We start from the raw sequence: 22,781 nt of genomic DNA, 5'->3' as shown, positions 1-22,781 counted from the left end.
GTGCATCTCTTCTCATGTCCATTTTGGAGAGTAGCGTTCCAAGAACGCCTGGATACCTTCCGCAAAATTTGGGTGCGCAGCGAGCGCGTTTGCCTCCCGTTGCTCAATCTCCATTCCCTGAGCCATTGTCGCATCCCCACCACTCGCGACGCATTGACGGATCGCAGCGAGCGCGTTGGCTGGTTTGCTTGCTATCATCTCGCCAAACTCTTGAACGGCGTTTTCGACTTTACCGAGTTCATAAATTTCATCCACAAGGCCCATATCCAAAGCCGCCTCAGCGTCCAGTAGTTCACCAGTGTAAAGCATCTTGTAAGCGGCGCTCCTTCCTACCAGTCGAACAAGAGCTTGCGTCCCTGCGACAGGTGGAACGAAGCCAATTTTGATTTCCGGCTGACCGAGTTGAACGTCACGAGAAGCAAAGCGACGATCAGTGTGCAGAGCCATTTCAAGCCCACCGCCAACAGCGACGCCTTGAAGGCAAGCAAATACTGGTTTCGGTCCGGTTCGTATCTTGCGAGCGAGCCGGTGACAAACGGTGATCCAGTCACTCATTCCGTCCGATGAAATATCCCGAAAGGTTTCCAGATCGGCACCGGCGCTAAAGTACTTGGGATTGGTGGAGCCCAGAACGATAACGCGTGCCTCTGTACTGGCTGTCAACGTATCAAATGCAAGTTCTGTTTCGTTGAGCATTTGGCGGTCAAAAGCATTGACGCGAGGACGGTCAAAACGAAGCCAAGCGACCCCGGCGGTCACTTCTGTGACGATGTGAGCGAGCTTTGGCACTGCATATCCAAGATGGTTTTTCACAAGGCAGTATGGTGCGAATGGGAAAAATAATAAAGCCTTCAACTCGCGGGCGTTGGTCTGATTATGTTCCCCTTCAGTAACCGTACGGATAGGCTTGAATGACTGAAAACCATGACAGAATCGACGGAGAAGCATCGTGCAAACAGCCAGACAGCTTGTTTCAGACTACCGACAGACTTGGGAGAATGTAATTCGGGGGGATGCGCCGCTTGACGCATTAGACCGTTTTTTTAACGTCCCATGCTTCATGGTTTCACTGGATGGCCAAATGACGCTTTACGCCTCTCAGGCAGAGATCACGGATTTCAATCAAACAAGGCTTGATGCTTTCCGCGCCGGAGGAGTCCAAAACGCTTCCCTTCGCGCCGTGGACCTGTCTAGCCAAGGGCAACACCTGAGCCTCGCGGTCGTAAACTGGGAACTCACAAAGGCGAATGGATCACTTGAGCGCGCTTGGAGGCACTACTACACAATTTTGGATAACAGAGATAACGCTGCACCGACGATCGTTGTTTCGGCTTTCCAAACTGGGGCATAGTCAAAGCTCTTAGTGACTAACGGTTGTGACAAAAACCCCTTGCCAGAACCAGTGCGCCAAAAACGGTAGGTTTTGACATACCGCTCTGCGCCACGTTGGATCAAAGGCTTAGCCGTGTCACAACCCCTATTCAAAACCTCAAAGGTTTTGACATGTTTTTGACCACCCCACGAAAGAGCCGACATTCGGACGCACTGCAGCATTGGTCAAAATGGGCTCCGAGCGGGCATTCGCTGCGATCGAAGTCAATAACCGCTTGGTGCGGTTAGATATCTCGTCGGTTCCGTTTCGCCAGCTCCCTGTCTCCATACGCCCCCGCACTACTACGCCTTCATAACTGTTGCCCGGAGCCAAATAGCGGTCTTCTTGATCGGTCTCATGATCTATCGCGAGAACCATCATGACCGTTACGCCCTTCAAAACCGACACGTCTTCCCGCGGCGCGCGGATGCTGCGCACAGCCCTCGGCCCCGGCATCGCGACCTGGCTCGAAGATGCCGCCGTCGTCGAAGTTATGCTGAACCCGGACGGGCGGCTCTGGGTCGACCGGTTGGCCGATGGGCTGGCTGATACCGGCGCGGTGCTGTCCTCTGCCGATGGCGAGCGCATCATCAGGCTTGTCGCGCATCATGTCGGCGCTGAGGTGCATCCCGAGACTCCGCGTGTTTCAGCGGAGTTGCCGGGGACCGGCGAGCGTTTCGAAGGGCTGCTGCCGCCGGTCGTGTCCGCTCCAACCTTCGCCATTCGCAAGCCCGCCGTCGCGGTGTTCACCCTCCAAGACTATGTCGCGAGCGGCATTCTTTCGGCCGACGCCGCCAACCATTTGCGCGAGGGTGTCACTGGCCGGGCCAATATCCTCGTCGCGGGTGGGACTTCGACCGGCAAGACAACGCTAACCAACGCGCTCTTGGCGGAGGTCGCCAAGACCTCCGACCGTGTGGTCCTGATCGAGGACACGCGCGAGCTGCAATGCTTGACCCCCAACCTCGTGGCCCTGCGCACGAAAGCCGGCGTTGCGACCCTGTCCGATCTCGTGCGCGCGTCGCTGCGCCTGCGCCCCGATCGCATCCCCATCGGCGAGGTGCGCGGCCCGGAAGCACTGGACCTGTTGAAGGCCTGGGGTACCGGCCATCCGGGCGGGATCGGAACGATCCATGCCGGCTCCGCAATCGGTGCGCTGCGGCGGCTCGAGCAGCTGATCCAGGAAGCGGTGATCACCGTCCCGCGCGCCCTGATCGCAGAGACCATCGACATGATCGCCGTGCTGTCAGGCCGAGGCGCTGAGCGTCGCCTCTCCGAACTTGCCCGAGTCACCGGTCTCACTTCGTCCGGCGACTACGCCCTCACCCACATTCTTCCGCCAAACTCAGGAGACCGTCCGTGACCCTCATTCGATCCCCCCAACTGCTGCTCGGCACCGCCGCGCTGACCCTTCTGGCCTTCGCCCTGCCCGAGCCGGCGCTCGCCGCCGGGTCCGGCATGCCCTGGGAAGCACCCTTGCAAACCATCCTGGAGTCCATCGAAGGCCCGGTCGCCAAGATCGTCGCGGTGATCATCATCATTGTCACGGGCCTGACTCTGGCCTTTGGCGACAGTTCCGGCGGGTTCCGGCGGCTGGTGCAGATCGTCTTTGGGCTATCCATCGCCTTCGCCGCCTCGAGCTTCTTTCTCTCCTTCTTCTCCTTTGGCGGTGGAGCGCTGATTTGATGGAGAACCACACCGACATCCCCGGCTATTATGCGCCGGTCCACCGGGCCCTGATCGATCCGATCCTGCTGGCCGGTGCCCCCCGCACGATCGCGATCGCCAACGGCACTCTCGCAGCCGCCATCGGTCTCGGTTTGCGGCTTTGGCTCGTTGGCCTCGCTTTCTGGATTATTGGTCATCTCCTCGCCGTCTGGGCCGCCAAGCGGGATTCGCAGATCGCGGAAGTAGCGCGCAGGCACATGCGCTACCCGTCCTGGTTCGGGGTCTGAGCTGGTGATGAGCCTCGCCGAATTCCGGTCCAAACCTGCGCTTCTCGCCGATTTCCTGCCATGGGCGGCGCTTGTCGCACCGGGCGTCATCCTGAACAAGGACGGCAGCCTGCAGCGGACGGCACGGTTCCGGGGACCGGACCTGGACTCCGCAACGAAAGCCGAACTGGTCGCCACATCGGCCCGGCTCAACAGCGCGTTACGGCGGCTTGGCTCGGGCTGGACTGTCTTCGTGGAGGCACAGCGGATACCAGCGCAGGACTACCCCGCCTCCGAGTTTCCAGATCCGGTCTCCGCCCTTGTCGATGCCGAACGCCGCGCGCAGTTCGAGGAAGCGGGTGCACATTTCGAGAGTGCGTATTTCCTGACGCTGGTCTGGCTGCCGCCCGCTGACGACGCGAGCCGCGCCGAAGGCTGGTTGCTGGAGAACGCCCCGGATCGCAGCACCAAGCCGCAGGATCTTGTCTCCAGCTTTGTCAGCCGCGCCGACCGGCTGACCGATCTGCTCGACGGGTTCATGCCGGAAATCGCCTGGCTCTCGGACGCCGAGACCCTGACCTACCTGCACTCGACAGTTTCAACGCGACGCCAGCGCGTGCGCGTGCCGGAGGTGCCGATGCATCTCGACGCGGTTCTGGCCGATGATCCTCTTGTGGGTGGATTGACACCCCGGCTCGGAGCAGCGCATCTCAAGACCCTGACCATCGTCGGGCTACCAAGCGCCACCTGGCCCGGACTACTCGACGAGTTGAACGCGCAGGGTTTCGAGTATCGCTGGTGCACGCGCGCGATCTGCCTCGACAAGACAGATGCCGCCCGGGTGTTCACCCGCATCCGCCGGCAGTGGTTCGCCAAGCGCAAGTCCGTGGCAGCGATCCTGAAAGAGGTGATGACCAACGAAGCCTCGACCCTGCTCGACAGTGATGCGGCCAACAAGGCGGCAGATGCCGACGAAGCGCTGCAGGAATTGGGCGCGGACGTGGCGGGCGCGGCTTACGTCACCGCCACGATTACCGTCTGGGACGAAGACCCCCGAGCGGCCGAGGCAAAGCTCAAGGCAGCAGAGAAGATCGTGCAGGGGCGCGATTTCACCTGCATCCCCGAATCCCTGAACGCGCTCGAAGCGTGGCTGGGCTCCCTGCCCGGCCATATTTACGCCAATGTCCGCCAGCCGCCGATCTCCACGCTGAACCTCGCGCATATGATCCCGATCTCGGCGGTCTGGGCGGGTCCGGATCGGAACGACCACCTCGACGGTCCACCGCTGTTCCACGGTGAGACCGAAGGCACGACCCCGTTCCGATTCTCCACACACGTTGGCGATGTCGGCCATACCCTGATCGTCGGGCCGACCGGGGCGGGCAAATCAGTCCTGCTAGCATTGATGGCGCTGCAATTCCGCCGTTACCCGGGCGCGCAGGTCTTCGCCTTCGACTTCGGCGGCTCGATCCGCTGCGCCACGCTCGCCATGGGCGGGGATTGGGAGAATCTCGGCGATGGACTGGCCGACGAGGAACTAGCGGTGCAGCTGCAACCGCTCGCAGGGATCGATGAGGCGTCGGAACGCGCCTGGGCGCAGGATTGGCTCGCGGGAATCCTCGGGCGTGAAGGCGCGGCGATCGACCCGACAGCGCGGGACCATCTCTGGTCGGCGCTGACCTCGCTCGCCTCGGCCCCGCGCGAGGAGCGCACACTCACCGGCCTCTCGGTCCTGCTGCAATCGACCGAACTCAAACGCGCGCTGAAGCCCTTCTGTCTCGGCGGCCCCTTCGGCCGGCTTCTGGATGCCGAGACGGAGGAACTCGGGTCGTCCGATGTGCTGGCCTTCGAGACCGAAGGGCTGATCGGTTCGCCCGTGGCTCCCGCCGTGCTGGCCTATCTCTTCCACCGGATCGAGGCCCGGCTCGACGGGCGCCCCACGATGATGCTGATCGACGAGGGCTGGCTCGCCCTCGATGACGCCAACTTCGGCGGGCAACTGCGCGAATGGCTGAAGACGCTCAGGAAGAAGAACGCCTCCGTCATCTTCGCCACCCAGTCGCTGGCCGATATCGACGGGTCTCTCATCGCGCCCGCCATCATCGAGAGCTGCCCCACGCGGATCTTCCTGCCCAATGAGCGCGCTTTCGAGCCGCAGATCGCGCGCATCTATCAGAATTTCGGGTTGAACTACCGCCAGATCGACATCCTCGCCCGCGCAACGCCGAAGCGGGACTACTACTGCCAGTCGCGCCACGGAAACCGGCTCTTCTCCCTAGGCCTCGGTGAGGTGGCGCTGGCCTTCACCGCGGCTTCCTCCAAGGCAGACCAGACCGCCACGACCCAGATGCTCGCCAACCCTGGCCGCGACGGCTTCGCCGCGGCCTGGCTGCGCCATCGCGGCCTCGACTGGGCGGTCGAGCTGCTTGGCAGCGCCACGGCTCCACCCGCTCCAGACGCCCAACCCACCGACCAGAAGGAGACCGAAAATGACCCGCAACCCTGACCGCCCTGCCCACTCCCTGAAACTCGCAACCGCGCTGATGGTCGGCACCCTTGTGCTCACACCGGTCCTGACGACACCGGCCCAGGCCTTCTTCTTCGGAGGCGGTGGCCGGATCGTCTACGACCCGCGGAACCACGCCGAAAACATCCTCTCGGCCGCCCGCGCGCTGGAGCAGATCAACAACCAGATCGCGCAGATCCAGAACCAGGCGCAGATGCTGATGAACGACGCGCTGAACCTTGCGAACCTGCCGCATTCCTCGCTGGCGCAGCTGCAGAACGCCATCAGTGAAACCCAACGCCTCCTGGCCGATGCCCAGAGCCTCGCCTTCGACGTAGCCACCATCGAACAGGCCTTCGCGCAGGACTACGGTGCTGCCGCAGCGCAAGGTGATTTCGACGCGATGATCGTCGGTGCGCGCGAGCGGTGGGAGACCTCCGTCGCGGGCTTCGAGGACGCGTTGCGCATGCAGGCGGGCGTCGTCGGCAATATCGACGGAGCCCGCAACCAGATGGACGCACTCATCCGCGAAAGCCAGGGCGCTGTCGGCGCCCTACAGGTGGCCCAAGCCGGGAACCAGCTCCTCGCATTGCAGTCGACACAGATCGCCGATCTGACCGCCGCCATTGCGGCGCAGAACCGCGCCGAAGCGCTGGAAGCTGCCCGCATCGCCTCCGCCGAGGCGCAGGGCCGCGAGAACCTCGCCCGGTTCCTCGATTACGGCGGCGGCTACACGCCCGGCACCGTGCGCTACTTCGGGGATTGAGCGTATGGCACTCGACACCCCGCGAACTCTGCGCCTTGTCGCTTTCTGTATCGGCGGCCTTGCCGCCCTCGCCGCCGTGGTGGAACTGACACGCACGGTCCTGCCCACCGACACCGGGCATGTGGTCAGGGATGACGCTTTGCGCAGCACCCTCGCGCATTGCCGTGACCTGACACCCGAAGACTACGCCAGCGACACCGAATGCCGCGCCGCCTGGGAGGCGGCCCGGCAGCGCTTCTTCGATCTGGCTCCAGAGCCGGCCGGGACGGAGTAAGGCGATGGGCGGCGTCAGTGTCATTGACCGGTTTCTCGAGGTCTTCGCCTCCTATATCGATTCCGGCTTCGGCCTTCTCGGCGGCGACGTCGCCTTTCTCGCCACCACGCTGATCGTCATCGACATCACGCTGGCCGCGCTGTTCTGGGCCTGGGGTACGGATGACGACATCATTGCTCGGCTGGTGAAAAAGACCCTCTTTGTCGGGATCTTCGCCTATATCATCGGCAACTGGAACACGCTGGCCCGGATCGTTTTTGACAGTTTCGCGGGGCTTGGGCTGGTCGCCACCGGTGGCACGATCTCCGCCGGTGAACTGCTGCAGCCGGGGCGCATCGCGCAGGTGGGGCTCGAGGCGGGCCAGCCGATCCTGGCCTCCATCGCCGACCTCTCCGGGTTCGTCGCCGTCTTCGAAAACTTCGTCCAGATCGGGATCCTGTTCTTCGCCTGGCTGGTGGTCCTGCTCTCGTTCTTCATCCTCGCAATCCAGCTCTTTGTCACCCTGATCGAATTCAAGCTGGCCACGCTGGCAGGCTTCATCCTCGTGCCCTTCGGCCTGTTCAGCAAGACCGCCTTCATGGCCGAACGTGTGCTGGGCCTCGTCATTTCTTCAGGCGTCAAGGTATTGGTGCTGGCCGTCATCGTCGGTATCGGCTCCACCATCTTCAGCGAGTTCACCGCCGGGTTTGCGGGTGAACCCACAATCAACGACGCGATGTCCGTGGTCCTTGGCGCGCTGGCGCTCCTCGCCCTCGGCATCTTCGGTCCCGGCATCGCCAATGGCATTGTCTCGGGTGGGCCGCAACTTGGCGCAGGGGCCGCGGTCGGCACCGGTATCGCCGTGGGCGGGGCCGCGGTCGCCGGTGTCGCCGGAACTCGGATGGCCCTTGGCACTGGCGGTGCCGCCCTGCGCGGTGCCAGCGCTGTCGGCAGCGGAACCGCTACTGCCTACCAGCTTGGCGCAGCATCGCGCAGCACGGCATTGGGCAAGTCCGTCGGTGGCGTGGCCGCAGTCGGAAAGACCGGTGCCGTCGCGGCATTCAGTCCGCTTCGGCGCGCGATCTCCGGCGGTGCGCAATCCGGCGCCCGCGCAGCCTATGCCGCAACCGGGGGACGGATGGCGGGTGGCACCCTGCTCGCCCCGGCCAATGACGGCCCACCGGACTGGGCGCGGCGGATGAAGCGCCAGCAATCCCTTCAACACGGCCTCTCGACCGCCGCCCATGTCGTCCGCTCCGGCGATCATGGCGGCGGCGGCACGGTCGTCAGCCTCTCCGAAAGGTCCTCCTGATGTTCCGACGACCCAGCGTCCGCTACGGCACCACACCCGAACCCGTCACCCCCTACCAAAAGGCCGCCCAGGTCTGGGACGAGCGGATCGGCTCGGCCCGCGTTCAGGCCCGCAACTGGCGCCTTATGGCGCTGGGTTGCCTCGCCCTCTCCGCCGGGCTCAGCGCGGTGCTGACCTGGCAATCGACGCGCAGCAGCGTCGTCCCCTACGTGGTCGAGGTCGACAGTCTCGGTGCGGCACAGGCCGTCGCCCCGGCGCTCGCCGAGTATCGCCCGACCGATCCGCAGATCGCCTGGCACCTCGCCCGCTTCGTCGAGCATGTCCGGCAGGTCCCGGCCGATCCGATCGTGCTGCGCCAGAACTGGCTGCGCGCCTACGATTTCGCTACGGATCGCGGCGCCGTCGCGCTGAATGACCATGCCCGTTTGAACGATCCCTTCGCCTTGGTCAGCGACACGCAGGTCTCCGTCGAGATCTCGAGCGTCATCCGTGCATCAGAGTCGAGCTTCCGTGTCGCCTGGATCGAGCGCCGCTATGAAAACGGTCAGCTCGCCACAACCGAGCGCTGGACCGCCATCCTGACCGTCGTGATCCAGCCCCCGCGCGATGCAGAGCGCCTGCGGGCCAACCCGCTCGGCGTCTATGTCCATGCCATCAACTGGTCGAGGGAGAATGCCCAATGAGACGACTTCGCCCCATCCCCGTTCTTCTCCTCGCGGCCACCGCGCTGACCGCCTGCAGCGGACAACGCCCGCCCGAAATCGCCTATGACGACAACGTTCCGGCCCTCGCTCCGCCGCCGGCACCGCCCCCGGAAGAAGGGCCGCCCCGCCCGGTTCACACGCCGCCAGCCTGGACGCCCTCCCGCGGCGGCAATCCGGTAGCGGACACGCCGGAAGCCCGCATCATCGCCGCCAATGCCGCAGCCCGGGTCGAACCCCGCCAGCAGGGCTATTACAATGCCATGCAGGTATTTCCGTGGAGCGAAGGTGCGCTCTACCAGGTCTATGCCGCACCCGGACAGATCACGAATATAGCGCTCGAACCCGGAGAGCGGCTTACCGGCCCCGGCCCGATCGCGGCCGGCGACACCGCGCGCTGGATCATCGGCGACACCACCAGCGGCGCAGGCCGCACCGAGCGCGTCCATATCCTCGTGAAACCCACCCGCCCCGACATCACCAGCAATCTCGTCGTCAACACCGACAGGCGCAGCTACCACATCGAGTTGCGTGCGAATGAGGAGGCTTGGATGCCCAGCGTCGCATGGGCTTATCCAGAGGCGCGAACCACGCCCCGCGCCCCGACAATTCGCCGCCCGGCGATCCCGCCCGAGGCCGACCGGCACTATCGCTACGGCCTGCAGGGCGACGCCCCGCCCTGGCGTCCAGTCTCGGTCTTCGACGACGGGCGCCGTGTCTATGTCGTCTTCCCGCCCGGCATCGCCCAGGGCGAAATGCCCCCGCTCTTCGTGATAGGCGCGGATGGACGCGGCCAGATCGTCAACACCCGCGTGCTCGGCAATGTGCTGATCGTGGACCGCCTGTTCGGGGCCGCAGAACTGCGTCTCGGCGAAAGACGACAGCAGGTCGTGCGGATCGTGCGGACAGATGGCGATCAACGCCCGCCGCGCGCGCCCCAGCCAGAGGTGGAGCGATGACACAAAACCCTGATATCCAAGAGCCGCCACGGACCGAGGAAGACATCGCCCACGAGCTTCGCCTCAGGCCCGATCCGCCCCGTGTCATGCGCCTGTCCCGCGGGGCCATTGCCTTTGCCACCGCAATCGGCGGTCTGGGTCTGGGCGCGGTCCTGATCGTGGCACTGCAGAACAACCGGCAGGAGGTCAACCAGACCGAGCTCTTTTCCACCGAACGCATTCAGGCGGCTGAAGGGCTGTCCACATTGCCTCGGGATTACGCCGATGTCCCGCGTCTCGGCCCACCCTTGCCCGGTGAACTGGGCCGCGCCATCCTTGGAGCGCAAGATCGCGGCCAGCCGGTCCCGGCACCGCCCCTTTCCGGTCCATTGGCCCCCACAGTCGATCCGGAGGAACAACGCCGCCTTCAGGAACTCGACGCCGCCCGGCTGAGCGCCCTTTTCGCGGAGGCGCAAACCGTGCCGCGCGGCGGAGCCCAGGCCACACCGACGCCCCCCGCGACCGGTACACTCTTCCCCTCCACATTGGGCAGCCCGACGGCAAACGATCCGGTCTCAAACCGGGAGACGTTCCTCACCCGTCCCGGAGACACGGACACCGTCAGTGCGCAGCGCATGGTGCCGCCGCCCAGCCCCTACATCCTGCAGGCCGGAACCGTGATCCCGGCCGCCCTGATCACCGGCCTGCGCTCCGACCTACCTGGCCAGATCTCGGCCCAGGTGACTTCGAATGTCTATGACAGCCCCTCAGGACGATACCTGTTGATCCCGCAAGGCGCTCGGCTTCTGGGAGAATATGACAGCCGCATCGCGTCCGGGCAAAGCCGCCTGCTCCTCGTCTGGACCCGCCTCATCCTTCCGGATGGTCGCTCCATTGTGCTGGAACGCGCGCCCGGCACTGACGGAACAGGCGCGTCCGGCCTGCAGGACCGGGTCAACTATCATTGGGGTCGCGTCTTTCTCGCCGCAGGCCTCGCCACGATCCTGAACCTCGGCCTGGAAAGCGGGGCCGACAGCGAGGATGACGTCGCCCGCGCCATCCGCGAGGCCGCACAGGACACGATCGGGCAGACCGGGGACGAGATCGTGCGACAGCAACTCGCCATCCCGCCGACACTGACCATCCGCCCTGGCTTCCCCGTCCGCGTCATGGTCACCCGCGACCTGATCCTCGAGCCTTTGGGAGAAGTGAGATGACGAAGCTGAAGCTCGGTCCGATCCATGACGACAAACCGGTCAAGCTGACAGTGGAGCTTCCCGCCGACGTCCACCGTGACCTCAGCGACTACGCAGCGGTCCTGGGCCACCAGACCGGACAAGACCTGGAGCCTGCGCGCCTCGTCGCCCCCATGCTCGCCCGCTTCATGTCAACCGACCGTGGCTTCGCCACAGCGCGCAAAACGGGGTCGCGGGCCAGCCGCAAGAAGCCGCCGGATGCGCAAGCGCAACCCGATGGCGAGCAGGGTTAAGCATGTTTGGTCGTAGATCCTGAGGCGGATCGATTTGCACACGGATCGCACATCGGCACGCCCTAGCCGCTTCAGGTCGCTACGGAGTCAGTCCGATCCTCCATAAGCGAAGCGTTCGACTCGCGGTCAGTGGCCAATAGCCATCTCCGGTAAACCTAGGGCGGTTCATATTGGCAAGGAAAACGATTAGAAGTGTGGGGCGTTTGCCGCCCCACACAGTGTCTTCACTATGCGTGGTGTTTCGGCATTTTTTGAAACACCACATAAAGGCCCGCCAGAACCAAAGCCGTTCCGACCACGCCGGCATTCCAAGCGGTCATAGGTTCGGTGAATCCGAACAGCCAAGGAGCCGCTACCAAAACCAAACCGTAGGAAACTCCCAGATAGGTCTGGACCAGGTAATGTTTGTTGTGGCCGTAACCCGCTACGGTCAATGCCAAAAGCCCCGAGAGAATGAGCAGTCCTGCATCTCCAACGAGGGCATTGCTAAGAGCCGATGGGCCGCCGAGAAGCATGAATGGCGACAACATCAGCCAGAGCCCCGAGGCGGTGAAGGTCCATCTGAAAGCTTCACGATTCTGCATAGCGCGCACTCCAATCCTTGGTTTCAGGCATCGGTTTCAGGATCCGCGAGATTGCCAAGCTCGACGGCGATAGCCATTTCCTCGTCGTCGACGAGTCCATCACCATTTGTGTCGATCTCGCCGAACAATTCCTCGGTGAGTTCAGGATATGAAACCTGAAGCTCAGCGAAGGACGCCATGCCGTCGCCGTCAGTATCAATTTCGGCAGACATTGCATTGGCGGAGAATGCGACGAATGTCATGAGGGCAGCTACGAGACTTACATTTTTCACGTTTTTTCCGATCAAGGTAGGGCAATCCATCATGGATTGCGGTTCAGGTCCCGGCGTATTGCATTCCGCATTTGCTCAAACTGGCCCGCTTTTTCACGCGGCCGTTATTAATTACGCAAGGGCTTTCCTGGCTGCGTCGAGTTCGTATTTCGTCTTGATGTCGTCATTCGCTTTATGCGCGGCTTCAGCAGCGTTGTAATGTCTCCAGGCCTGCGTTCGTTTTTCACCGAAGGGTGCGCCTCCACAGCTGGCTTTAACGGACTTCATCTTTTCCGAGATGGTATTGGGTTTGAGTTTCATTGTGGTGTCCTTTCCTAGGCACTTCGAGAAAGAGCGGGGCGCGAAAGAAGAAATTCTTTTTAGGGAACTGCCACTTGCGCGCCGCTTTAAAACTCGAAAACACACTTCCTGCTGAATTTTCAGCGGGCACTATCTAACTAACTTACATTCCAGTTTTCGACGCTTACACAGATCAGCTTGGAGCGATTTGATGTTGGAAAGCGGAGCCTTCAGACATGGTCTACTCAGGGGGAAGAGCGACTGGAAAAAGCCGGGGCGTTGGTGCGAGCCGTCTTCAGGAAAATGCTACTCGCGGCTCATAATGATTGGTTCCGATGCCGCGAGCAAAAGTTCGCTTCTACATCATGCCTTCCATACCCTCCATGTCGGGTATGCCGTGGCGGTTCGGCCTGGCAGGTTTGTCAGCCACCATCGCTTCAGTGGTGACCAGCAGGCCGGCAACCGATGTGGCATATTCTAGCGCGATCCGAACGACCTTTGTCGGGTCAATGACACCGGCCTTCAACATATCGTCGTACCGGTCCAGCTGCGCATCATAGCCGAACGTCTTGCTGGCGTTCTGAAGTACTTTTCCAGCAACGACCGAGCCATCAACTCCGGCGTTTTCTGCGATCTGGCGCAACGGTGCCTGAAGGGCTTTGCGGATGATCTTGATACCCGCATCCTGATCCGCGTTGTCTCCTTTGAGACCTTCCAGAACCTTGCCTGCATGGACAAGTGCGAGGCCACCGCCTGGTACGACGCCTTCCTGGACGGCCGCACGTGTTGCGTTCAAGGCGTCATCAACCCGATCCTTGCGCTCTTTCACTTCGATCTCGGTCACGCCACCAACTTTGATCACCGCAACGCCGCCCGCCAATTTGGCCAGCCGCTCCTGCAGTTTTTCCTTGTCGTAGTCTGAGGTGGTCTCTTCGATCTGTGTACGGATTTGGGTGACTCGAGAAGCGATAGCCTCTTTGTCGCCTGCGCCGTCGATCACAGTTGTTGTGTCCTTGGTGATTGTGATCTTTTTGGCATCGCCAAGCATGTCCATCGTGACATTTTCGAGCTTGATGCCCATTTCTTCGGAAATCACTTGTCCGCCTGTCAGGACGGCAAGATCTTCCTGCATCGCTTTGCGGCGATCCCCAAAACCAGGTGCTTTGACACCGGCCACTTTAAGTCCACCGCGCAGCTTGTTTACCACGAGCGTTGCGAGTGCCTCACCGTCAATGTCTTCGGCCATCACCAAGAGCTGCTTGTTCGCCTGCATGATAGCCTCAAGCAAAGGCACCATGGGGGCCAGAGACGTCAGTTTCTTCTCGTGCAGCAGGATGACGCAGTCCTCCAGGGTCGCCGTCATCTTGGCGGTATCTGTGATGAAATACGGGCTGAGATAGCCGCGAATTGCATGCCTTGGACCACTTCGGTCTCGGTCTCCAGACCTTTGTTCTCTTCGACGGTGATAACGCCTTCGTTGCCGACCTTGGCCATCGCGTCCGCGATTTGCTGACCGATAGCAGCCTCACCGTTTGCGGAGATTGTGCCGACTTTGGCGATCTCGGCCGTATCGCCCACTGGCCGCGACATTGCCTTGAGTTCCCAGCCCTCTTCGCCCCATAAGACATCGGTCGGCGTGATGCGAGCGACGTCTAGACAGGGCGAATTGACGGGTCCGGTACGGTACTGGGAAGACGGCGCGGGCACCGATAGAGATTAGCGGCGGCGAGATGCACCTGGGCTGACGGGCACGGCGTTCCGCCAGGCGTTCAACCCCTTGCAGCGCCGACAGATCCGTTCTCCAAAGCCTTCACTCCAGAAAACAGCATCGCATCTCAGACAAGGACGGTTTCGAGGTACGTCGCCAAAGGCCCTTCCGCGGGCGATGTCCGGAAATGCTATGTCGACCGAGGTTTTGTTCGTGATCATATCGAATCCGCGCTGACTTCCGTGCGCATAGCCGACGTCCCTGTCGGTCGTGGAGGCATGCCCTCGTTTTCAGCAGCATGGATTGGCGCAATGTCACGTGCACCTTGTCGCGCCGGGTTCCGGTCCAGGACATCCCTGTCAGACTGGGGCGTCCCGTGCCCGGAGTAGAGATGTCTCAGATGCGCCTCGGAGACGCCGTCGGCCTTCATCACGAGCTGTACCATCGGATCAGCCAGCATTTCCTCAAGGAAGAAGTCGGACAACGCCCGGCCCGTCAGCTTGTCCCTGGCGCGTGCTTGGTCGAGGTCGGCAAGGGAAACAGTCAGAGTCCGTGCAAGTCCCGGATGAGATATCCGGGGATGAAGCTTCACAAGGACGGAGGCTTTCCAGGCTGCGGGATCCCGTTGATCAGGGGGTGAAGCCAATTCCGTTTCGATCTCGTACTCTCCCGCCGGGAGCGTCTCGTCAAAGCCCGGAACGGTGAAGGGCCGGGAAAAAACCGCAACGGTCTTGCTCGTCAGATCTTCCATTAGTATGGCCCTTTCCCTTGTTGCTGTGGGTGGTCCGCGCCCGTTAAGAATGGGGCGCGTGGCCGGTGCAAATCTCAAGATGTCTTGGATTTCGCTGGTGCTTCCTTGCCAACGGCCTTGGACTCGTTCTCTTTTGCAGGGGATTTCGCAGGCTTCAGCTTCATTGCGGCCGCAGCCCTGGCTGTCAGGTCCTTGAAGGACATATGATCGATCCTTTGATTGGCCGGTGCCAACTCCTCGTCCATGACGGACCGGGATGCTTGGCGCCAGTACTAACTATATGGGGATTGGCGACCCGGTTTACGATGGCGCATCGAAGAGAAAGCCAAGGTCAGTCAGGCCAATTCATCCGTCCAGACCTTGAATTCCATCAAAATGTTCTGACCGAATGTCTGGGTCAAAGGGACATCAGCGGCATCGCGGCCCCGCGCGATCAGAATTCTCGCAAACCGCGGCTTGTTGTTCCGCGGGTCAAACATTTGCCATTCTCCAGCAAGGAAAACCTCCATCCACGCGGCAAAATCCCCGAGTGGATAAGGGAGAGGCTCGCCAATGTCGCTCAGGTATCCGGTGCAGTAACGGGCCGGAATGTTCATGCATCGGCACAGGGCGATGGCGAGATGTGCAAAGTCGCGGCAGACACCCTGCCCCTCGGCGAGGGTCTGCGACGCGGTGCGCGTCGCCTTTGCCTGCATATAGTCGAAGCGGACATGTCCGTGCACGAAGTCACAGATCGCCTGGACGCGGGACCATCCGGGGTCCGTGGTTTCGAAAAGGCGCCACGCCTCCTCTGACAGAAGGTCGGTATCGCAATACCGGCTCCCCTGCAGAAACACGAGCGTCTCGAAAGGAAGATCCTGAACCTCGTGCTGCCGCGCGCCGGGCATGGAGGGATCAGGGTGGCCCGTATCGCGGAAGATGCCATCCGTCGACAGGCAGAAGTCGCCCGCCGGAGCCAGGACGCGCGTGCACCAGTTGCCGAAGCCATCCCGGTAGCTTTCAAGCGACACGCTGGGCGAGGTCACAAGATAGTCGGCACGCTCCAGATCGCCAAAGCGCGAGTAGTGGACATTCAGCATCGCAATCAGCGGCGTCGGCTGCGGGAAGCTGTATCGCAGACGACACCCGATGCTGACCCGCATGCCAGACACACGGCCGCGCCTGGTCATGTCATGAGTATCTTGCAAGGATGAGCGTTCCGAGGCATCGGGCCGGTGCCATCCTGCGCAAGGACGGGGAAGGCCAGGGACGCTATCACTCCAGCCACGATGGCCAGCCTCGAGATCAACCTTGCCAGCGGGTGTCTCATCGCCGCTTGCTCCTTGGCGGACCAGAGTCCGCCGGTTGCAGCGCGAGTCTTCGATAGCCCAAGCATGAGCGTTCCAGTCAGCCGTCGCGTGGGCGCGGGCGGCGGCGGGGAGCCCCTGGAATTCGATCTGGATGGCATTCCTTCGTTCTCGGCCACCTGGATCGCGAAGTCCGGCGGAACTGTCGGATGAGAGCTACCGGTCATCGGGGCGACAACTTGTGCAGGGCCGCAGCCGCAAGGGCATGTTCCTTCTGGTGGTAGTCGCCCCGGAACTTGCCATCGACCTGCACCTCCCAGATGCCGTTTCTTTCGCGCACCTGAACCCCATTGCGCTGCGTCGGCCGGTTCATGGAAGAATCTTGTGCTCCTCTGCTTTTCGGCGGCACGGGTTTCATGTCGGTCATTTCCGGCTCCCTCTCGTTTGGCACGCGCGCGTCTCCGAGGAGCATCACAGCGCGAATGAATTCTTCCGCATAATCATCGGTTTCGCGGTAGTCATGTTCATGCCGCGCCATGCGCATCGGCTCGACGAACCGTTCTCTCAGATGATCAATAAATCGCGGCTCGGTGCGGGCCATGAAGGCGATCAGGGCTTGAAGCACCTTTTCATGGGCGAGCACACGCCGTTCGAGATCGGTGGTCTCTGCGGCTGTCCTGGTTAGATGTTTGACTGATGTCATAGCGTATTGTCCTCCTCGCTGCGCGGTGCGACGTTGGATGTCGTGTCCTCGAGTGGGGGCAGGCAGGCCCTCGCCTCATCGCGACCCATCTCTTGCCATCCACCTACCAGCCAAGCGCAAATCGTGCGCTGACGCAGGTTAGGGGCACGGAAAGTAAGTGGGTGTGTCTTGCTCAGAAGCGGAAAGAAACCGACCTCGGTGGTCCCGGTGTCATTGACGTGCTTCCCGCTTGATACCCTCTATTCATGCTTGAAACCCTCCAACATGAACCTATCGGCCTGCTTCGACCTCCGTCTGTGTCAAGATTGGCGTCGCGGGGTCTTGCGCTGGTAGGGCCCTGCCGGTTGACGCCACGCCACCGTCGCCCGGGTCGCTGCCGGGATCGCGGAGTGGGTCTGCCTCGCCCTGCATGCCGCGCAGGAACCGGAACAGATCGCTGTCCGTCGTCAGGACAAGCGTCGTGTCGTCGGAGATCATGTCGCCGTAGGCCTGCATGGTTCGGGTAAAATCGTAGAATTCCACCGAAACGGCATCGACATTGTAGGCGCCCGCATAGATTGCCGCTGCTGCGGCATCGGCGGCACCGCGGATTTCCTCGACAGCGCGATAGGCTTCGGACTGAATCTTGTTCAGGTCCCTCACCCGGTTGCCTTGAATACGGGCCGCTTCGCCGTTGCCTTCAGACAGGAAGCGTTCGGCGATCTGCCGGCGCTCCGAGATCATGCGGTCATAGATCTTGGGTCGCACGCTTTCGTTGTAGTTTATGCGCTTGAAACGAATGTCGAGAAGCTCGATCCCGAAAACGCGCACCTTCTCCGCCGCCGCCTCGAAGATCTGCTGCTCGACCAGCGCCCGCCCCTTCGTGATGGGAACCAGTGCGCCAATGTCCTGCGCAAGCTCCTGATCAGTCAGAAGCGTGTCCCGAAGCGGCGTCCGGCCCCTGGTCGTGCGCACAATCTCGATGAGTTCGTGCTTGGCGACGGCGTTCCGCGTCTCGCTACCGAGGATATCATCGAGGCGCGACTGGGCGCTGCGCTCGTCGCGCAGGCGCAGAAAGTACTGCAGAGGATCGGTAATCTTCCAGCGCGCGAAGAGATCGACCGAGATATAGAGCTTGTCTTTGGTGGGCATGTCCGATGGCGAGCCGTCCCACTCCAGAACCCGGCTGTCGATCCGGTTAACCTCCTGAACGAAGGGGATTTTCAACTTGAGACCAGCCTCGGTGATCGGCGCGCCGACCGGCTTGCCGAACTGGGTGATGATGGCCTGTTCGACCTCGCCGACCGTGTAGACGGCGGATGACACAGCGACGACCCCGGCAACCGCGATTCCCGAGGCAATAAGCGAAAGGGTCTTCATGGTTGATCTCCTGTCTGTCGATCCAGATTCAAAAGCGGGAGGATGCTTGCTGTGGACCCGTCGACAATGATCTTGGAACCAATTCCCGGCAGAACATCCTGAAGGGTTTCGATGTAGATCCGGCGCCGGGTAACTTCGGGCGCCAGACGGTATTCCGTCAGGAGGGCCGTGAATCGGGCCGCATCGCCCTCGGCTTCATTGATCCTTCTCAGGCGATAACCATCGGCTTCGCGGATGCGCTGGTCCTTTTCGCCTTCGGCCAGAGGTATGACGCGGTTGTATTCGCGGCGGGCCTCGTTGATGATCCGCTCCTTCTCTTGTTGTGCCTGGTTGACCTCGTTGAACGAGGCCTGAACCGGCTGGGGCGGATTGATGTTCTTCAGCTGTACCTGATCGATGCTGATGCCCATCGCGTATTTGGTCGCGAGTGCCTGCATCTTCATCAGGGCTTCGCTTTCGATTTCCTGGCGCCCGACGGTGATCACCTCGTCGACTGTGCGGTCTCCCACAACTTCGCGCATGACGGACTCCGAGACGTAACGCAGGGTCGCGCTTGGCTCGCGCACTTCAAACAAGAACTTCCGGGGTTCGGAAATCCGGTACTGCACCACCCACTCCACGAGCGCGGCGTTGAGATCGCCAGTCACCATCTCGGTCTCGCGGCGACCGTCCGTCGGGCTCTGATAGGGATCGGAGGCACCCGGAGTCGTGAACCCGAACTCTTGCTTCAGCTGGCGCTTGACCGGGACCAACGTGGTCACGTCGATCCCGAACGGGATCTTGAAGTGCAGCCCCGGAGGGACCTCGGCCGCGTACTTCCCGAACCGTTGGACAATCGCAACGGAGTCGCTCGGCACCGTGTAATATGAGGAGAACGCCCCAAATGCCGCAAGCGCAATGGCGGCCCCGATTGCAAGACGCTTCACCGGTGGCAGACCGTCCGGCAGGATGCCGTGCAGCCGATCCCGGCCCCGCCTGAGAATTGCGTCAACATCAGGGGGAACGCGGGTCTGCTTGTTTTTCCAAGGTCCGCGATCTTCCGGTCCATTGTTATCAGAAGGCATCGCAAGCTCCTGTCTCGGTTTTGGCACTCGGGGTGATGCGTGGCTCGCGCGTTTGACGGTGCGATCCGTTTTGCGCCATCACATCGTCGGCTCTGAACAGCATGACCTCAGAGGTCCAGTTCCTTCAGGCAGGCTTGCGCAATGTCTCGGTCTGGGGCATCTGTTCCTGGCATCGTCGCCCAGCCGGCTGTCATGAGAGCGTCGCGCCTCTGGTAGGTCGAGGCTGCCCGGATCGTCGCAAGCTTGTCCGCCCTAGCCGGGTCCGACCGCGCCATGTCGAGGCAGACCGGTACCATTGAGGCGACGACATCGTCACGGGACATCGCCATCGCCCGGTCATTCGAAGTGCTGCCGGTTACCCAGCCGCCCCACGTAAATCCGACGACACCAACAAAAACAGCACCGATCACGGCACCATAGATGCCAGGTTTGAGCCATTCGGGAGTATTCATTTCAAGTCCTCCTGCGGAGAAAGCGCCGCTTCGCTGTGATTGTTCGTTTCGGTCGTGGCCGCATCCCGGCCCAGCGCCTCTTTCAGGTCGCTGTCGGAAATCGACCGTAACTCTGTATGTCCCGCATGACCGCCCCTTCCGCGCACCGTCAGGTAGGTCGCCGTTCGTCTGTAGGCCTCGAAGCTCAGCCCCTGGAGAAGCTCCTCTTCGACGAGAACCTCATAGTCGCCCGCGGGCAAATCGCCCGGGTATCCCGGCAAGGTGAACGGGTTTGAAAACGTCACCGTCGATCTGGTCGACCGCACGCTCATCTCTGGCCTCCACGATTTTGGCAGATCCGTCGCTCGCCGCTGTTGACGGCCCTTTGGATTCCGGACCTGACCAGTCGAACGATTTCTCCTCTTGTACTTCGGAAACGTTCGACCGGTGCTGACACATGTTAGTCCCGGGCGCCGCGCGGGTAGCGAACGCCCTGGAGAGGTTTGCGGGCACTGACCTGTGTAAGGGCGCGGGGACCGACCTGCGCGTACCCTTTGGAAAACAGGGATGATCTGCATTCCTGCAACCAAGAATGGAAGCACGATGGCCCAACCCAATGTTCTCAACCCGCACCCGCCCGAGTTCGAACGATTTCTCTATGCGTCGGTCGGCCAAGACCGGAACGGATATGTCGTGACGGTCCTCTCCACGCTCGCGCGCCTCGGTCTCGATCCATGGAAAGAAACCGCTGACCTGGTCACGCTGGGGCGCGACGACGCGCGGGCACGATTGGGAACGCTGCTTTCCGGATTTCGGGACGTACCCGCGCTCACAAGCGATCACGGCAAGATCGCACGAGACCTGAGCCAGCTGCTTCCCGAAGGCCAGACGTCAGGCAGCCTGAAGCGAGCTGCCTCGACGGTCGCCGACGGCCGCCCGGGAGCAAGCGGAGCGATCTGGACAGTGCTCGCGATTATCTTTCTGCTGTTTCAGATGTTTATTGTTGGCGGCTCGGGGTCAGGCGAATGACTGTCTTAACTGAGACCGAGAGGACACCGGGTCATGCAGCGCACGAGTCCGGAACTCTATCGCCGCGTGAACAGGGCGTTCTCTGGGACATGGAGGAAGACTTCTGGACCAGCGGCGCCGACAGTGCGCAGGCGACCACAGCAACCAACGCCGTTATGGTCTTCCCCTATCCGCCCGGCATCCTCCAGGGTGACCAGATCTGGCCCCATCTTCGCGAAAGGACCGGCTGGCGTTCCGTCGTCATGGCCGAACGGCGCGTGACGCGATGCGGTGACATCGCGATCCTCACTTACCGGGTCTCGGCTGAAAAAACCGACGTGCCGATCTACAAGGCGCTCTGCGCCTCGACCTATCTTAACGACGACGGCAAATGGCTGAGGATTTCCCACCAGCAAACAGCGGTGACTTGAAGGCCGACAAGGCAATCGACCCGCCACAGACGCCGGGACTAACCTGTGTCAGTGCGGCGAGGGTTGACATCGGCTAGGTAAGGCGTGCCCGCCGAATATTTGGCGGCACTGTAAATTTCCAAGTTCCTGAAAAGCGTGTGGGCGTGTCGATCCCAAAAAGATCGGCATGTCGGCACGCTTTTTATTTCTCGGAAAGTCCATGAAAGGACAATTCCAATGACACCCGAACAGACCAAGACTGCCGAAATGATGACATCTGTCAAAGCCGCGTGGGACAAGGCACCTTCCGGCCCGAAGAAAGATGCGGCATTGAAGCACTACCGCGCGGCCGAGACAGCACATACGGCGAAGAACGACGCGGAAACAAACAAGGAACTCGATGCGGCGACCCACGCCCTCGCTTGATGTCCAGCGTCTGACCTGAACACCGGGGTCGCCCGCCGATCAATGGCCGGCGGCCCTTCTTATTTCAAGAGCGGACCGGTCTGATCCAGATACGCCGAATCAAACTCAGCCAGTTCCACCAACCCGGTATGATCTTCAAAGGAAACACGACCGTCTCGAAAGGTCACCAGCCCCCTTTCGCGCAGCTGTCGCAGGACGCGATTCACATGAATGGCACTTAACCCCAGCACATCGGCCAAGTGATACTGGGTCAGTGGGCAATCGTATCCTTCCTTGGATCCCATACCCACCAGTGCCAGCCTCGATCCCAGTTCCAGCAGAAAATGTGCCATCCGGGCGTCCGCGTCGCGCCTGCCGATCCCGACAAGGTGTTCGACCACCATTGCCTCGTCCCGCGACGCCGCCCAGAGAATGGCTGTCGCAAGCCGCGGCGTCTGCGCGAAGGCCGCCAGGAGGTCGCTCTTCAACACTTCGGCAGCCTCGATTTCCACGATGGGTTCGAAACTGTGATCAGAGGTGCGCAACAGCAAGCTGCGCAAGCCGAGGAAATCTCCGGGCACCTGAAAATCGACAATCTGGCGTGTCCCGTTAGGCTGGAGCTTGTAGGAACAAACCCATCCTTCCGACAGGATATAGGCAGCCTGATCCGACTGCCCCTGATGCACCATATCGCGCCCAGCGACGAAGGAGCGGCGGCGCTGGTGCAGGCGCTCGAGCACATCCAACTCCGCCTTTGACAAAGCGACAAAGGCAGAAAGCTTGCGGGTGAGCGGGCTGGTCGCGAATGGTGTCATAGCTTCTCCCTGACAGGTCCGTCAGCCGTGTGGAAATCGTTCCTTCGACTGCTCTCGATCAGTCCAGCATAGCTCATATCGTGCGAGAAGTATGGGTAGGTCCGGTGCGAATTCGGGCCAGATCGCGAAACAAGAAGGGAATTCCGAAGATGTCTACGGCGAACGAGCATTCAGGACAGGCCGCCCTTTCAATCTGCGAAGCACTTCTGCTTGCGATGAACGATGGCGGACTGCTGCCGGAGCATGAGATCGTAGGTGTTCTTCGCGACGCCGCAGCAACCCATGAGAACGCAAAGGGATCAGAGGCCGAAACGGAAACGCACCGATCTGTTGCGGCACTCATCAACCAGATCATCGCTGGTGGCAACTCCGTTCGGAGGCCGCAAGTGTAAACGCTCAATCACACAGGATTTCTATTGCCGATAAAGCTTTCGT

30 protein-coding genes and 1 pseudogene are annotated in these 22,781 nt (G+C 61.6%); 17 read left to right on the top strand and 14 right to left on the bottom strand.

Going from position 1 to position 22,781, the window contains the following annotated elements; genetic code table 11:
• Positions 1-12: 12 nt before the first annotated feature.
• Positions 13-948: an enoyl-CoA hydratase/isomerase family protein gene (locus AC2FGE_RS01015; RefSeq protein WP_496817342.1), complete on the bottom strand. Its 936-nt coding sequence runs from the start codon at positions 946-948 to the stop codon at positions 13-15.
• A 1-nt stretch (position 949) separates the two neighbouring features.
• Here AC2FGE_RS01015 and AC2FGE_RS01010 point away from each other — a divergent pair, with 1 nt between their 5' ends.
• The 12 genes from AC2FGE_RS01010 to AC2FGE_RS00955 all read left to right on the top strand — a co-directional run bounded on the left by AC2FGE_RS01010 (position 950) and on the right by AC2FGE_RS00955 (position 11,271).
• The gene (locus AC2FGE_RS01010) at positions 950-1,351 is read left to right on the top strand and encodes a DUF6841 family protein (RefSeq protein WP_496817341.1); all 402 of its coding nucleotides are present in this window, start codon (positions 950-952) and stop codon (positions 1,349-1,351) included.
• A gap of 448 nt (positions 1,352-1,799) precedes the next feature.
• Positions 1,800-2,735, top strand: coding sequence for a P-type conjugative transfer ATPase TrbB (trbB, locus tag AC2FGE_RS01005; protein ID WP_496817720.1), 936 nt, complete (start codon positions 1,800-1,802; stop codon positions 2,733-2,735).
• Positions 2,736-2,755: 20 nt separating this feature from the next.
• Positions 2,756-3,058 carry a TrbC/VirB2 family type IV secretion system protein gene (locus tag AC2FGE_RS01000; RefSeq protein WP_496817719.1) on the top strand — a complete coding sequence of 101 codons (303 nt, stop codon included), beginning with the start codon at positions 2,756-2,758 and terminating at the stop codon, positions 3,056-3,058.
• On the top strand, positions 3,058-3,327 hold the full coding sequence (locus AC2FGE_RS00995; protein ID WP_496817340.1) for a VirB3 family type IV secretion system protein: 270 nt from the start codon (positions 3,058-3,060) through the stop codon (positions 3,325-3,327). Before AC2FGE_RS01000 ends, AC2FGE_RS00995 begins: the two co-directional genes overlap by 1 nt.
• A 4-nt stretch (positions 3,328-3,331) precedes the next feature.
• Positions 3,332-5,812 carry a conjugal transfer protein TrbE gene (trbE, locus tag AC2FGE_RS00990; RefSeq protein WP_496817339.1) on the top strand — a complete coding sequence of 827 codons (2,481 nt, stop codon included), beginning with the start codon at positions 3,332-3,334 and terminating at the stop codon, positions 5,810-5,812.
• Positions 5,796-6,578 (top strand): P-type conjugative transfer protein TrbJ, encoded by a 783-nt coding sequence (gene trbJ, locus AC2FGE_RS00985; protein WP_496817338.1) that lies wholly within the window; start codon positions 5,796-5,798, stop codon positions 6,576-6,578. The genes trbE and trbJ overlap by 17 nt, the downstream gene beginning before the upstream one ends.
• A 4-nt stretch (positions 6,579-6,582) precedes the next feature.
• Complete coding sequence (gene trbK-alt, locus AC2FGE_RS00980; protein ID WP_496817337.1) at positions 6,583-6,852, top strand: putative entry exclusion protein TrbK-alt; 270 nt, start codon at positions 6,583-6,585, stop codon at positions 6,850-6,852.
• Positions 6,853-6,856: 4 nt separating this feature from the next.
• On the top strand, positions 6,857-8,143 hold the full coding sequence (gene trbL, locus AC2FGE_RS00975; RefSeq protein ID WP_496817336.1) for a P-type conjugative transfer protein TrbL: 1,287 nt from the start codon (positions 6,857-6,859) through the stop codon (positions 8,141-8,143).
• Positions 8,143-8,826 carry a conjugal transfer protein TrbF gene (trbF, locus tag AC2FGE_RS00970; protein ID WP_149884416.1) on the top strand — a complete coding sequence of 228 codons (684 nt, stop codon included), beginning with the start codon at positions 8,143-8,145 and terminating at the stop codon, positions 8,824-8,826. Before trbL ends, trbF begins: the two co-directional genes overlap by 1 nt.
• Entirely contained in the window at positions 8,823-9,803 is a 981-nt protein-coding gene (trbG, locus tag AC2FGE_RS00965; RefSeq protein WP_496817335.1) for a P-type conjugative transfer protein TrbG, read from the top strand. The genes trbF and trbG overlap by 4 nt, the downstream gene beginning before the upstream one ends.
• The gene (locus tag AC2FGE_RS00960; RefSeq protein ID WP_496817334.1) at positions 9,800-10,999 is read left to right on the top strand and encodes a TraB/TrbI/VirB10 family type IV secretion system protein; all 1,200 of its coding nucleotides are present in this window, start codon (positions 9,800-9,802) and stop codon (positions 10,997-10,999) included. The genes trbG and AC2FGE_RS00960 overlap by 4 nt, the downstream gene beginning before the upstream one ends.
• Positions 10,996-11,271 (top strand): DUF2274 domain-containing protein, encoded by a 276-nt coding sequence (locus AC2FGE_RS00955; protein ID WP_496817333.1) that lies wholly within the window; start codon positions 10,996-10,998, stop codon positions 11,269-11,271. Before AC2FGE_RS00960 ends, AC2FGE_RS00955 begins: the two co-directional genes overlap by 4 nt.
• A gap of 227 nt (positions 11,272-11,498) precedes the next feature.
• Here the strand turns inward: AC2FGE_RS00955 and AC2FGE_RS00950 are convergent, their stop codons facing one another.
• The 7 genes and pseudogenes from AC2FGE_RS00950 to AC2FGE_RS00920 all read right to left on the bottom strand — a co-directional run bounded on the left by AC2FGE_RS00950 (position 11,499) and on the right by AC2FGE_RS00920 (position 16,007).
• Positions 11,499-11,855, bottom strand: a complete 357-nt coding sequence (locus AC2FGE_RS00950) for an SPW repeat domain-containing protein (RefSeq protein WP_496817332.1) — start codon at positions 11,853-11,855, stop codon at positions 11,499-11,501.
• A gap of 23 nt (positions 11,856-11,878) precedes the next feature.
• Complete coding sequence (locus tag AC2FGE_RS00945; RefSeq protein ID WP_496817331.1) at positions 11,879-12,127, bottom strand: EF-hand domain-containing protein; 249 nt, start codon at positions 12,125-12,127, stop codon at positions 11,879-11,881.
• Positions 12,128-12,238: 111 nt separating this feature from the next.
• Positions 12,239-12,427: a hypothetical protein gene (locus AC2FGE_RS00940; RefSeq protein WP_496817330.1), complete on the bottom strand. Its 189-nt coding sequence runs from the start codon at positions 12,425-12,427 to the stop codon at positions 12,239-12,241.
• Positions 12,428-12,764: 337 nt separating this feature from the next.
• Positions 12,765-14,005, bottom strand: a pseudogene (gene groL / locus AC2FGE_RS00935) (chaperonin GroEL); the annotation flags it as partial.
• A gap of 326 nt (positions 14,006-14,331) precedes the next feature.
• On the bottom strand, positions 14,332-14,865 hold the full coding sequence (locus AC2FGE_RS00930; protein WP_496817329.1) for a hypothetical protein: 534 nt from the start codon (positions 14,863-14,865) through the stop codon (positions 14,332-14,334).
• A 74-nt stretch (positions 14,866-14,939) separates the two neighbouring features.
• Positions 14,940-15,110 (bottom strand): hypothetical protein, encoded by a 171-nt coding sequence (locus AC2FGE_RS00925; protein WP_496817328.1) that lies wholly within the window; start codon positions 15,108-15,110, stop codon positions 14,940-14,942.
• 90 nt (positions 15,111-15,200) lie between these two features.
• Complete coding sequence (locus AC2FGE_RS00920) at positions 15,201-16,007, bottom strand: transglutaminase-like domain-containing protein (RefSeq protein ID WP_496817718.1); 807 nt, start codon at positions 16,005-16,007, stop codon at positions 15,201-15,203.
• 231 nt (positions 16,008-16,238) lie between these two features.
• On the opposite strand from AC2FGE_RS00920, the gene AC2FGE_RS00915 reads away from it, so the two are divergent.
• A complete protein-coding gene (locus AC2FGE_RS00915) occupies positions 16,239-16,364 on the top strand; it encodes a hypothetical protein (RefSeq protein ID WP_496817327.1) in 126 nt (41 codons plus the stop codon).
• Between the two features lie 10 nt (positions 16,365-16,374).
• On the opposite strand, the gene AC2FGE_RS00910 is transcribed toward AC2FGE_RS00915, so the two are convergent.
• From AC2FGE_RS00910 to AC2FGE_RS00890, 5 genes are all read right to left on the bottom strand, one after another.
• Positions 16,375-16,854, bottom strand: coding sequence for a hypothetical protein (locus tag AC2FGE_RS00910; protein ID WP_496716888.1), 480 nt, complete (start codon positions 16,852-16,854; stop codon positions 16,375-16,377).
• Between the two features lie 270 nt (positions 16,855-17,124).
• Positions 17,125-18,213 (bottom strand): protease modulator HflC, encoded by a 1,089-nt coding sequence (gene hflC, locus AC2FGE_RS00905; RefSeq protein WP_496817326.1) that lies wholly within the window; start codon positions 18,211-18,213, stop codon positions 17,125-17,127.
• The gene (hflK, locus tag AC2FGE_RS00900) at positions 18,210-19,277 is read right to left on the bottom strand and encodes an FtsH protease activity modulator HflK (RefSeq protein ID WP_496817325.1); all 1,068 of its coding nucleotides are present in this window, start codon (positions 19,275-19,277) and stop codon (positions 18,210-18,212) included. Before hflK ends, hflC begins: the two co-directional genes overlap by 4 nt.
• A gap of 107 nt (positions 19,278-19,384) precedes the next feature.
• Positions 19,385-19,729 (bottom strand): hypothetical protein, encoded by a 345-nt coding sequence (locus AC2FGE_RS00895; protein ID WP_299740998.1) that lies wholly within the window; start codon positions 19,727-19,729, stop codon positions 19,385-19,387.
• Positions 19,726-20,040, bottom strand: coding sequence for a hypothetical protein (locus AC2FGE_RS00890; protein WP_496817324.1), 315 nt, complete (start codon positions 20,038-20,040; stop codon positions 19,726-19,728). The genes AC2FGE_RS00895 and AC2FGE_RS00890 overlap by 4 nt, the downstream gene beginning before the upstream one ends.
• 235 nt (positions 20,041-20,275) lie before the next feature.
• Here AC2FGE_RS00890 and AC2FGE_RS00885 point away from each other — a divergent pair, with 235 nt between their 5' ends.
• The 3 genes from AC2FGE_RS00885 to AC2FGE_RS00875 all read left to right on the top strand — a co-directional run bounded on the left by AC2FGE_RS00885 (position 20,276) and on the right by AC2FGE_RS00875 (position 21,552).
• Positions 20,276-20,737: a hypothetical protein gene (locus tag AC2FGE_RS00885; protein WP_496817323.1), complete on the top strand. Its 462-nt coding sequence runs from the start codon at positions 20,276-20,278 to the stop codon at positions 20,735-20,737.
• Entirely contained in the window at positions 20,734-21,147 is a 414-nt protein-coding gene (locus AC2FGE_RS00880) for a hypothetical protein (RefSeq protein ID WP_496817322.1), read from the top strand. Before AC2FGE_RS00885 ends, AC2FGE_RS00880 begins: the two co-directional genes overlap by 4 nt.
• A 216-nt stretch (positions 21,148-21,363) precedes the next feature.
• Positions 21,364-21,552 carry a hypothetical protein gene (locus AC2FGE_RS00875; RefSeq protein ID WP_496817321.1) on the top strand — a complete coding sequence of 63 codons (189 nt, stop codon included), beginning with the start codon at positions 21,364-21,366 and terminating at the stop codon, positions 21,550-21,552.
• A 59-nt stretch (positions 21,553-21,611) separates the two neighbouring features.
• Here the strand turns inward: AC2FGE_RS00875 and AC2FGE_RS00870 are convergent, their stop codons facing one another.
• Positions 21,612-22,346: a Crp/Fnr family transcriptional regulator gene (locus AC2FGE_RS00870; RefSeq protein ID WP_496817320.1), complete on the bottom strand. Its 735-nt coding sequence runs from the start codon at positions 22,344-22,346 to the stop codon at positions 21,612-21,614.
• Positions 22,347-22,495: 149 nt separating this feature from the next.
• Here AC2FGE_RS00870 and AC2FGE_RS00865 point away from each other — a divergent pair, with 149 nt between their 5' ends.
• Entirely contained in the window at positions 22,496-22,738 is a 243-nt protein-coding gene (locus AC2FGE_RS00865; protein WP_263845023.1) for a hypothetical protein, read from the top strand.
• The last annotated feature ends 43 nt before the right edge of the window (positions 22,739-22,781 follow it).

Source organism: Ruegeria sp. YTSA075 (assembly GCF_059610245.1).
Note: the sequence above shows the minus strand (reverse complement) of the source record. Positions and strands in the feature narration are given on the sequence as shown.

What these genes read in the sequence shown, in the direction of transcription:
- AC2FGE_RS01015 (WP_496817342.1), bottom strand. Translation starts at nt 948, where the DNA reads ATGCTTCTCCGTCGATTCTGTCATGGTTTTCAGTCATTCAAGCCTATC.
- trbB (WP_496817720.1), top strand. Translation starts at nt 1,800, where the DNA reads ATGCTGCGCACAGCCCTCGGCCCCGGCATCGCGACCTGGCTCGAAGAT.
- AC2FGE_RS00995 (WP_496817340.1), top strand. Translation starts at nt 3,058, where the DNA reads ATGGAGAACCACACCGACATCCCCGGCTATTATGCGCCGGTCCACCGG.
- trbJ (WP_496817338.1), top strand. Translation starts at nt 5,796, where the DNA reads ATGACCCGCAACCCTGACCGCCCTGCCCACTCCCTGAAACTCGCAACC.
- trbK-alt (WP_496817337.1), top strand. Translation starts at nt 6,583, where the DNA reads ATGGCACTCGACACCCCGCGAACTCTGCGCCTTGTCGCTTTCTGTATC.
- trbL (WP_496817336.1), top strand. Translation starts at nt 6,857, where the DNA reads ATGGGCGGCGTCAGTGTCATTGACCGGTTTCTCGAGGTCTTCGCCTCC.
- trbF (WP_149884416.1), top strand. Translation starts at nt 8,143, where the DNA reads ATGTTCCGACGACCCAGCGTCCGCTACGGCACCACACCCGAACCCGTC.
- trbG (WP_496817335.1), top strand. Translation starts at nt 8,823, where the DNA reads ATGAGACGACTTCGCCCCATCCCCGTTCTTCTCCTCGCGGCCACCGCG.
- AC2FGE_RS00960 (WP_496817334.1), top strand. Translation starts at nt 9,800, where the DNA reads ATGACACAAAACCCTGATATCCAAGAGCCGCCACGGACCGAGGAAGAC.
- AC2FGE_RS00955 (WP_496817333.1), top strand. Translation starts at nt 10,996, where the DNA reads ATGACGAAGCTGAAGCTCGGTCCGATCCATGACGACAAACCGGTCAAG.
- AC2FGE_RS00950 (WP_496817332.1), bottom strand. Translation starts at nt 11,855, where the DNA reads ATGCAGAATCGTGAAGCTTTCAGATGGACCTTCACCGCCTCGGGGCTC.
- AC2FGE_RS00940 (WP_496817330.1), bottom strand. Translation starts at nt 12,427, where the DNA reads ATGAAACTCAAACCCAATACCATCTCGGAAAAGATGAAGTCCGTTAAA.
- AC2FGE_RS00930 (WP_496817329.1), bottom strand. Translation starts at nt 14,865, where the DNA reads ATGGAAGATCTGACGAGCAAGACCGTTGCGGTTTTTTCCCGGCCCTTC.
- AC2FGE_RS00925 (WP_496817328.1), bottom strand. Translation starts at nt 15,110, where the DNA reads ATGGACGAGGAGTTGGCACCGGCCAATCAAAGGATCGATCATATGTCC.
- AC2FGE_RS00920 (WP_496817718.1), bottom strand. Translation starts at nt 16,007, where the DNA reads ATGCGGGTCAGCATCGGGTGTCGTCTGCGATACAGCTTCCCGCAGCCG.
- AC2FGE_RS00915 (WP_496817327.1), top strand. Translation starts at nt 16,239, where the DNA reads ATGAGCGTTCCAGTCAGCCGTCGCGTGGGCGCGGGCGGCGGCGGGGAG.
- AC2FGE_RS00910 (WP_496716888.1), bottom strand. Translation starts at nt 16,854, where the DNA reads ATGACATCAGTCAAACATCTAACCAGGACAGCCGCAGAGACCACCGAT.
- hflC (WP_496817326.1), bottom strand. Translation starts at nt 18,213, where the DNA reads ATGAAGACCCTTTCGCTTATTGCCTCGGGAATCGCGGTTGCCGGGGTC.
- hflK (WP_496817325.1), bottom strand. Translation starts at nt 19,277, where the DNA reads ATGCCTTCTGATAACAATGGACCGGAAGATCGCGGACCTTGGAAAAAC.
- AC2FGE_RS00895 (WP_299740998.1), bottom strand. Translation starts at nt 19,729, where the DNA reads ATGAATACTCCCGAATGGCTCAAACCTGGCATCTATGGTGCCGTGATC.
- AC2FGE_RS00890 (WP_496817324.1), bottom strand. Translation starts at nt 20,040, where the DNA reads ATGAGCGTGCGGTCGACCAGATCGACGGTGACGTTTTCAAACCCGTTC.
- AC2FGE_RS00885 (WP_496817323.1), top strand. Translation starts at nt 20,276, where the DNA reads ATGATCTGCATTCCTGCAACCAAGAATGGAAGCACGATGGCCCAACCC.
- AC2FGE_RS00880 (WP_496817322.1), top strand. Translation starts at nt 20,734, where the DNA reads ATGACTGTCTTAACTGAGACCGAGAGGACACCGGGTCATGCAGCGCAC.
- AC2FGE_RS00875 (WP_496817321.1), top strand. Translation starts at nt 21,364, where the DNA reads ATGACACCCGAACAGACCAAGACTGCCGAAATGATGACATCTGTCAAA.
- AC2FGE_RS00870 (WP_496817320.1), bottom strand. Translation starts at nt 22,346, where the DNA reads ATGACACCATTCGCGACCAGCCCGCTCACCCGCAAGCTTTCTGCCTTT.
- AC2FGE_RS00865 (WP_263845023.1), top strand. Translation starts at nt 22,496, where the DNA reads ATGTCTACGGCGAACGAGCATTCAGGACAGGCCGCCCTTTCAATCTGC.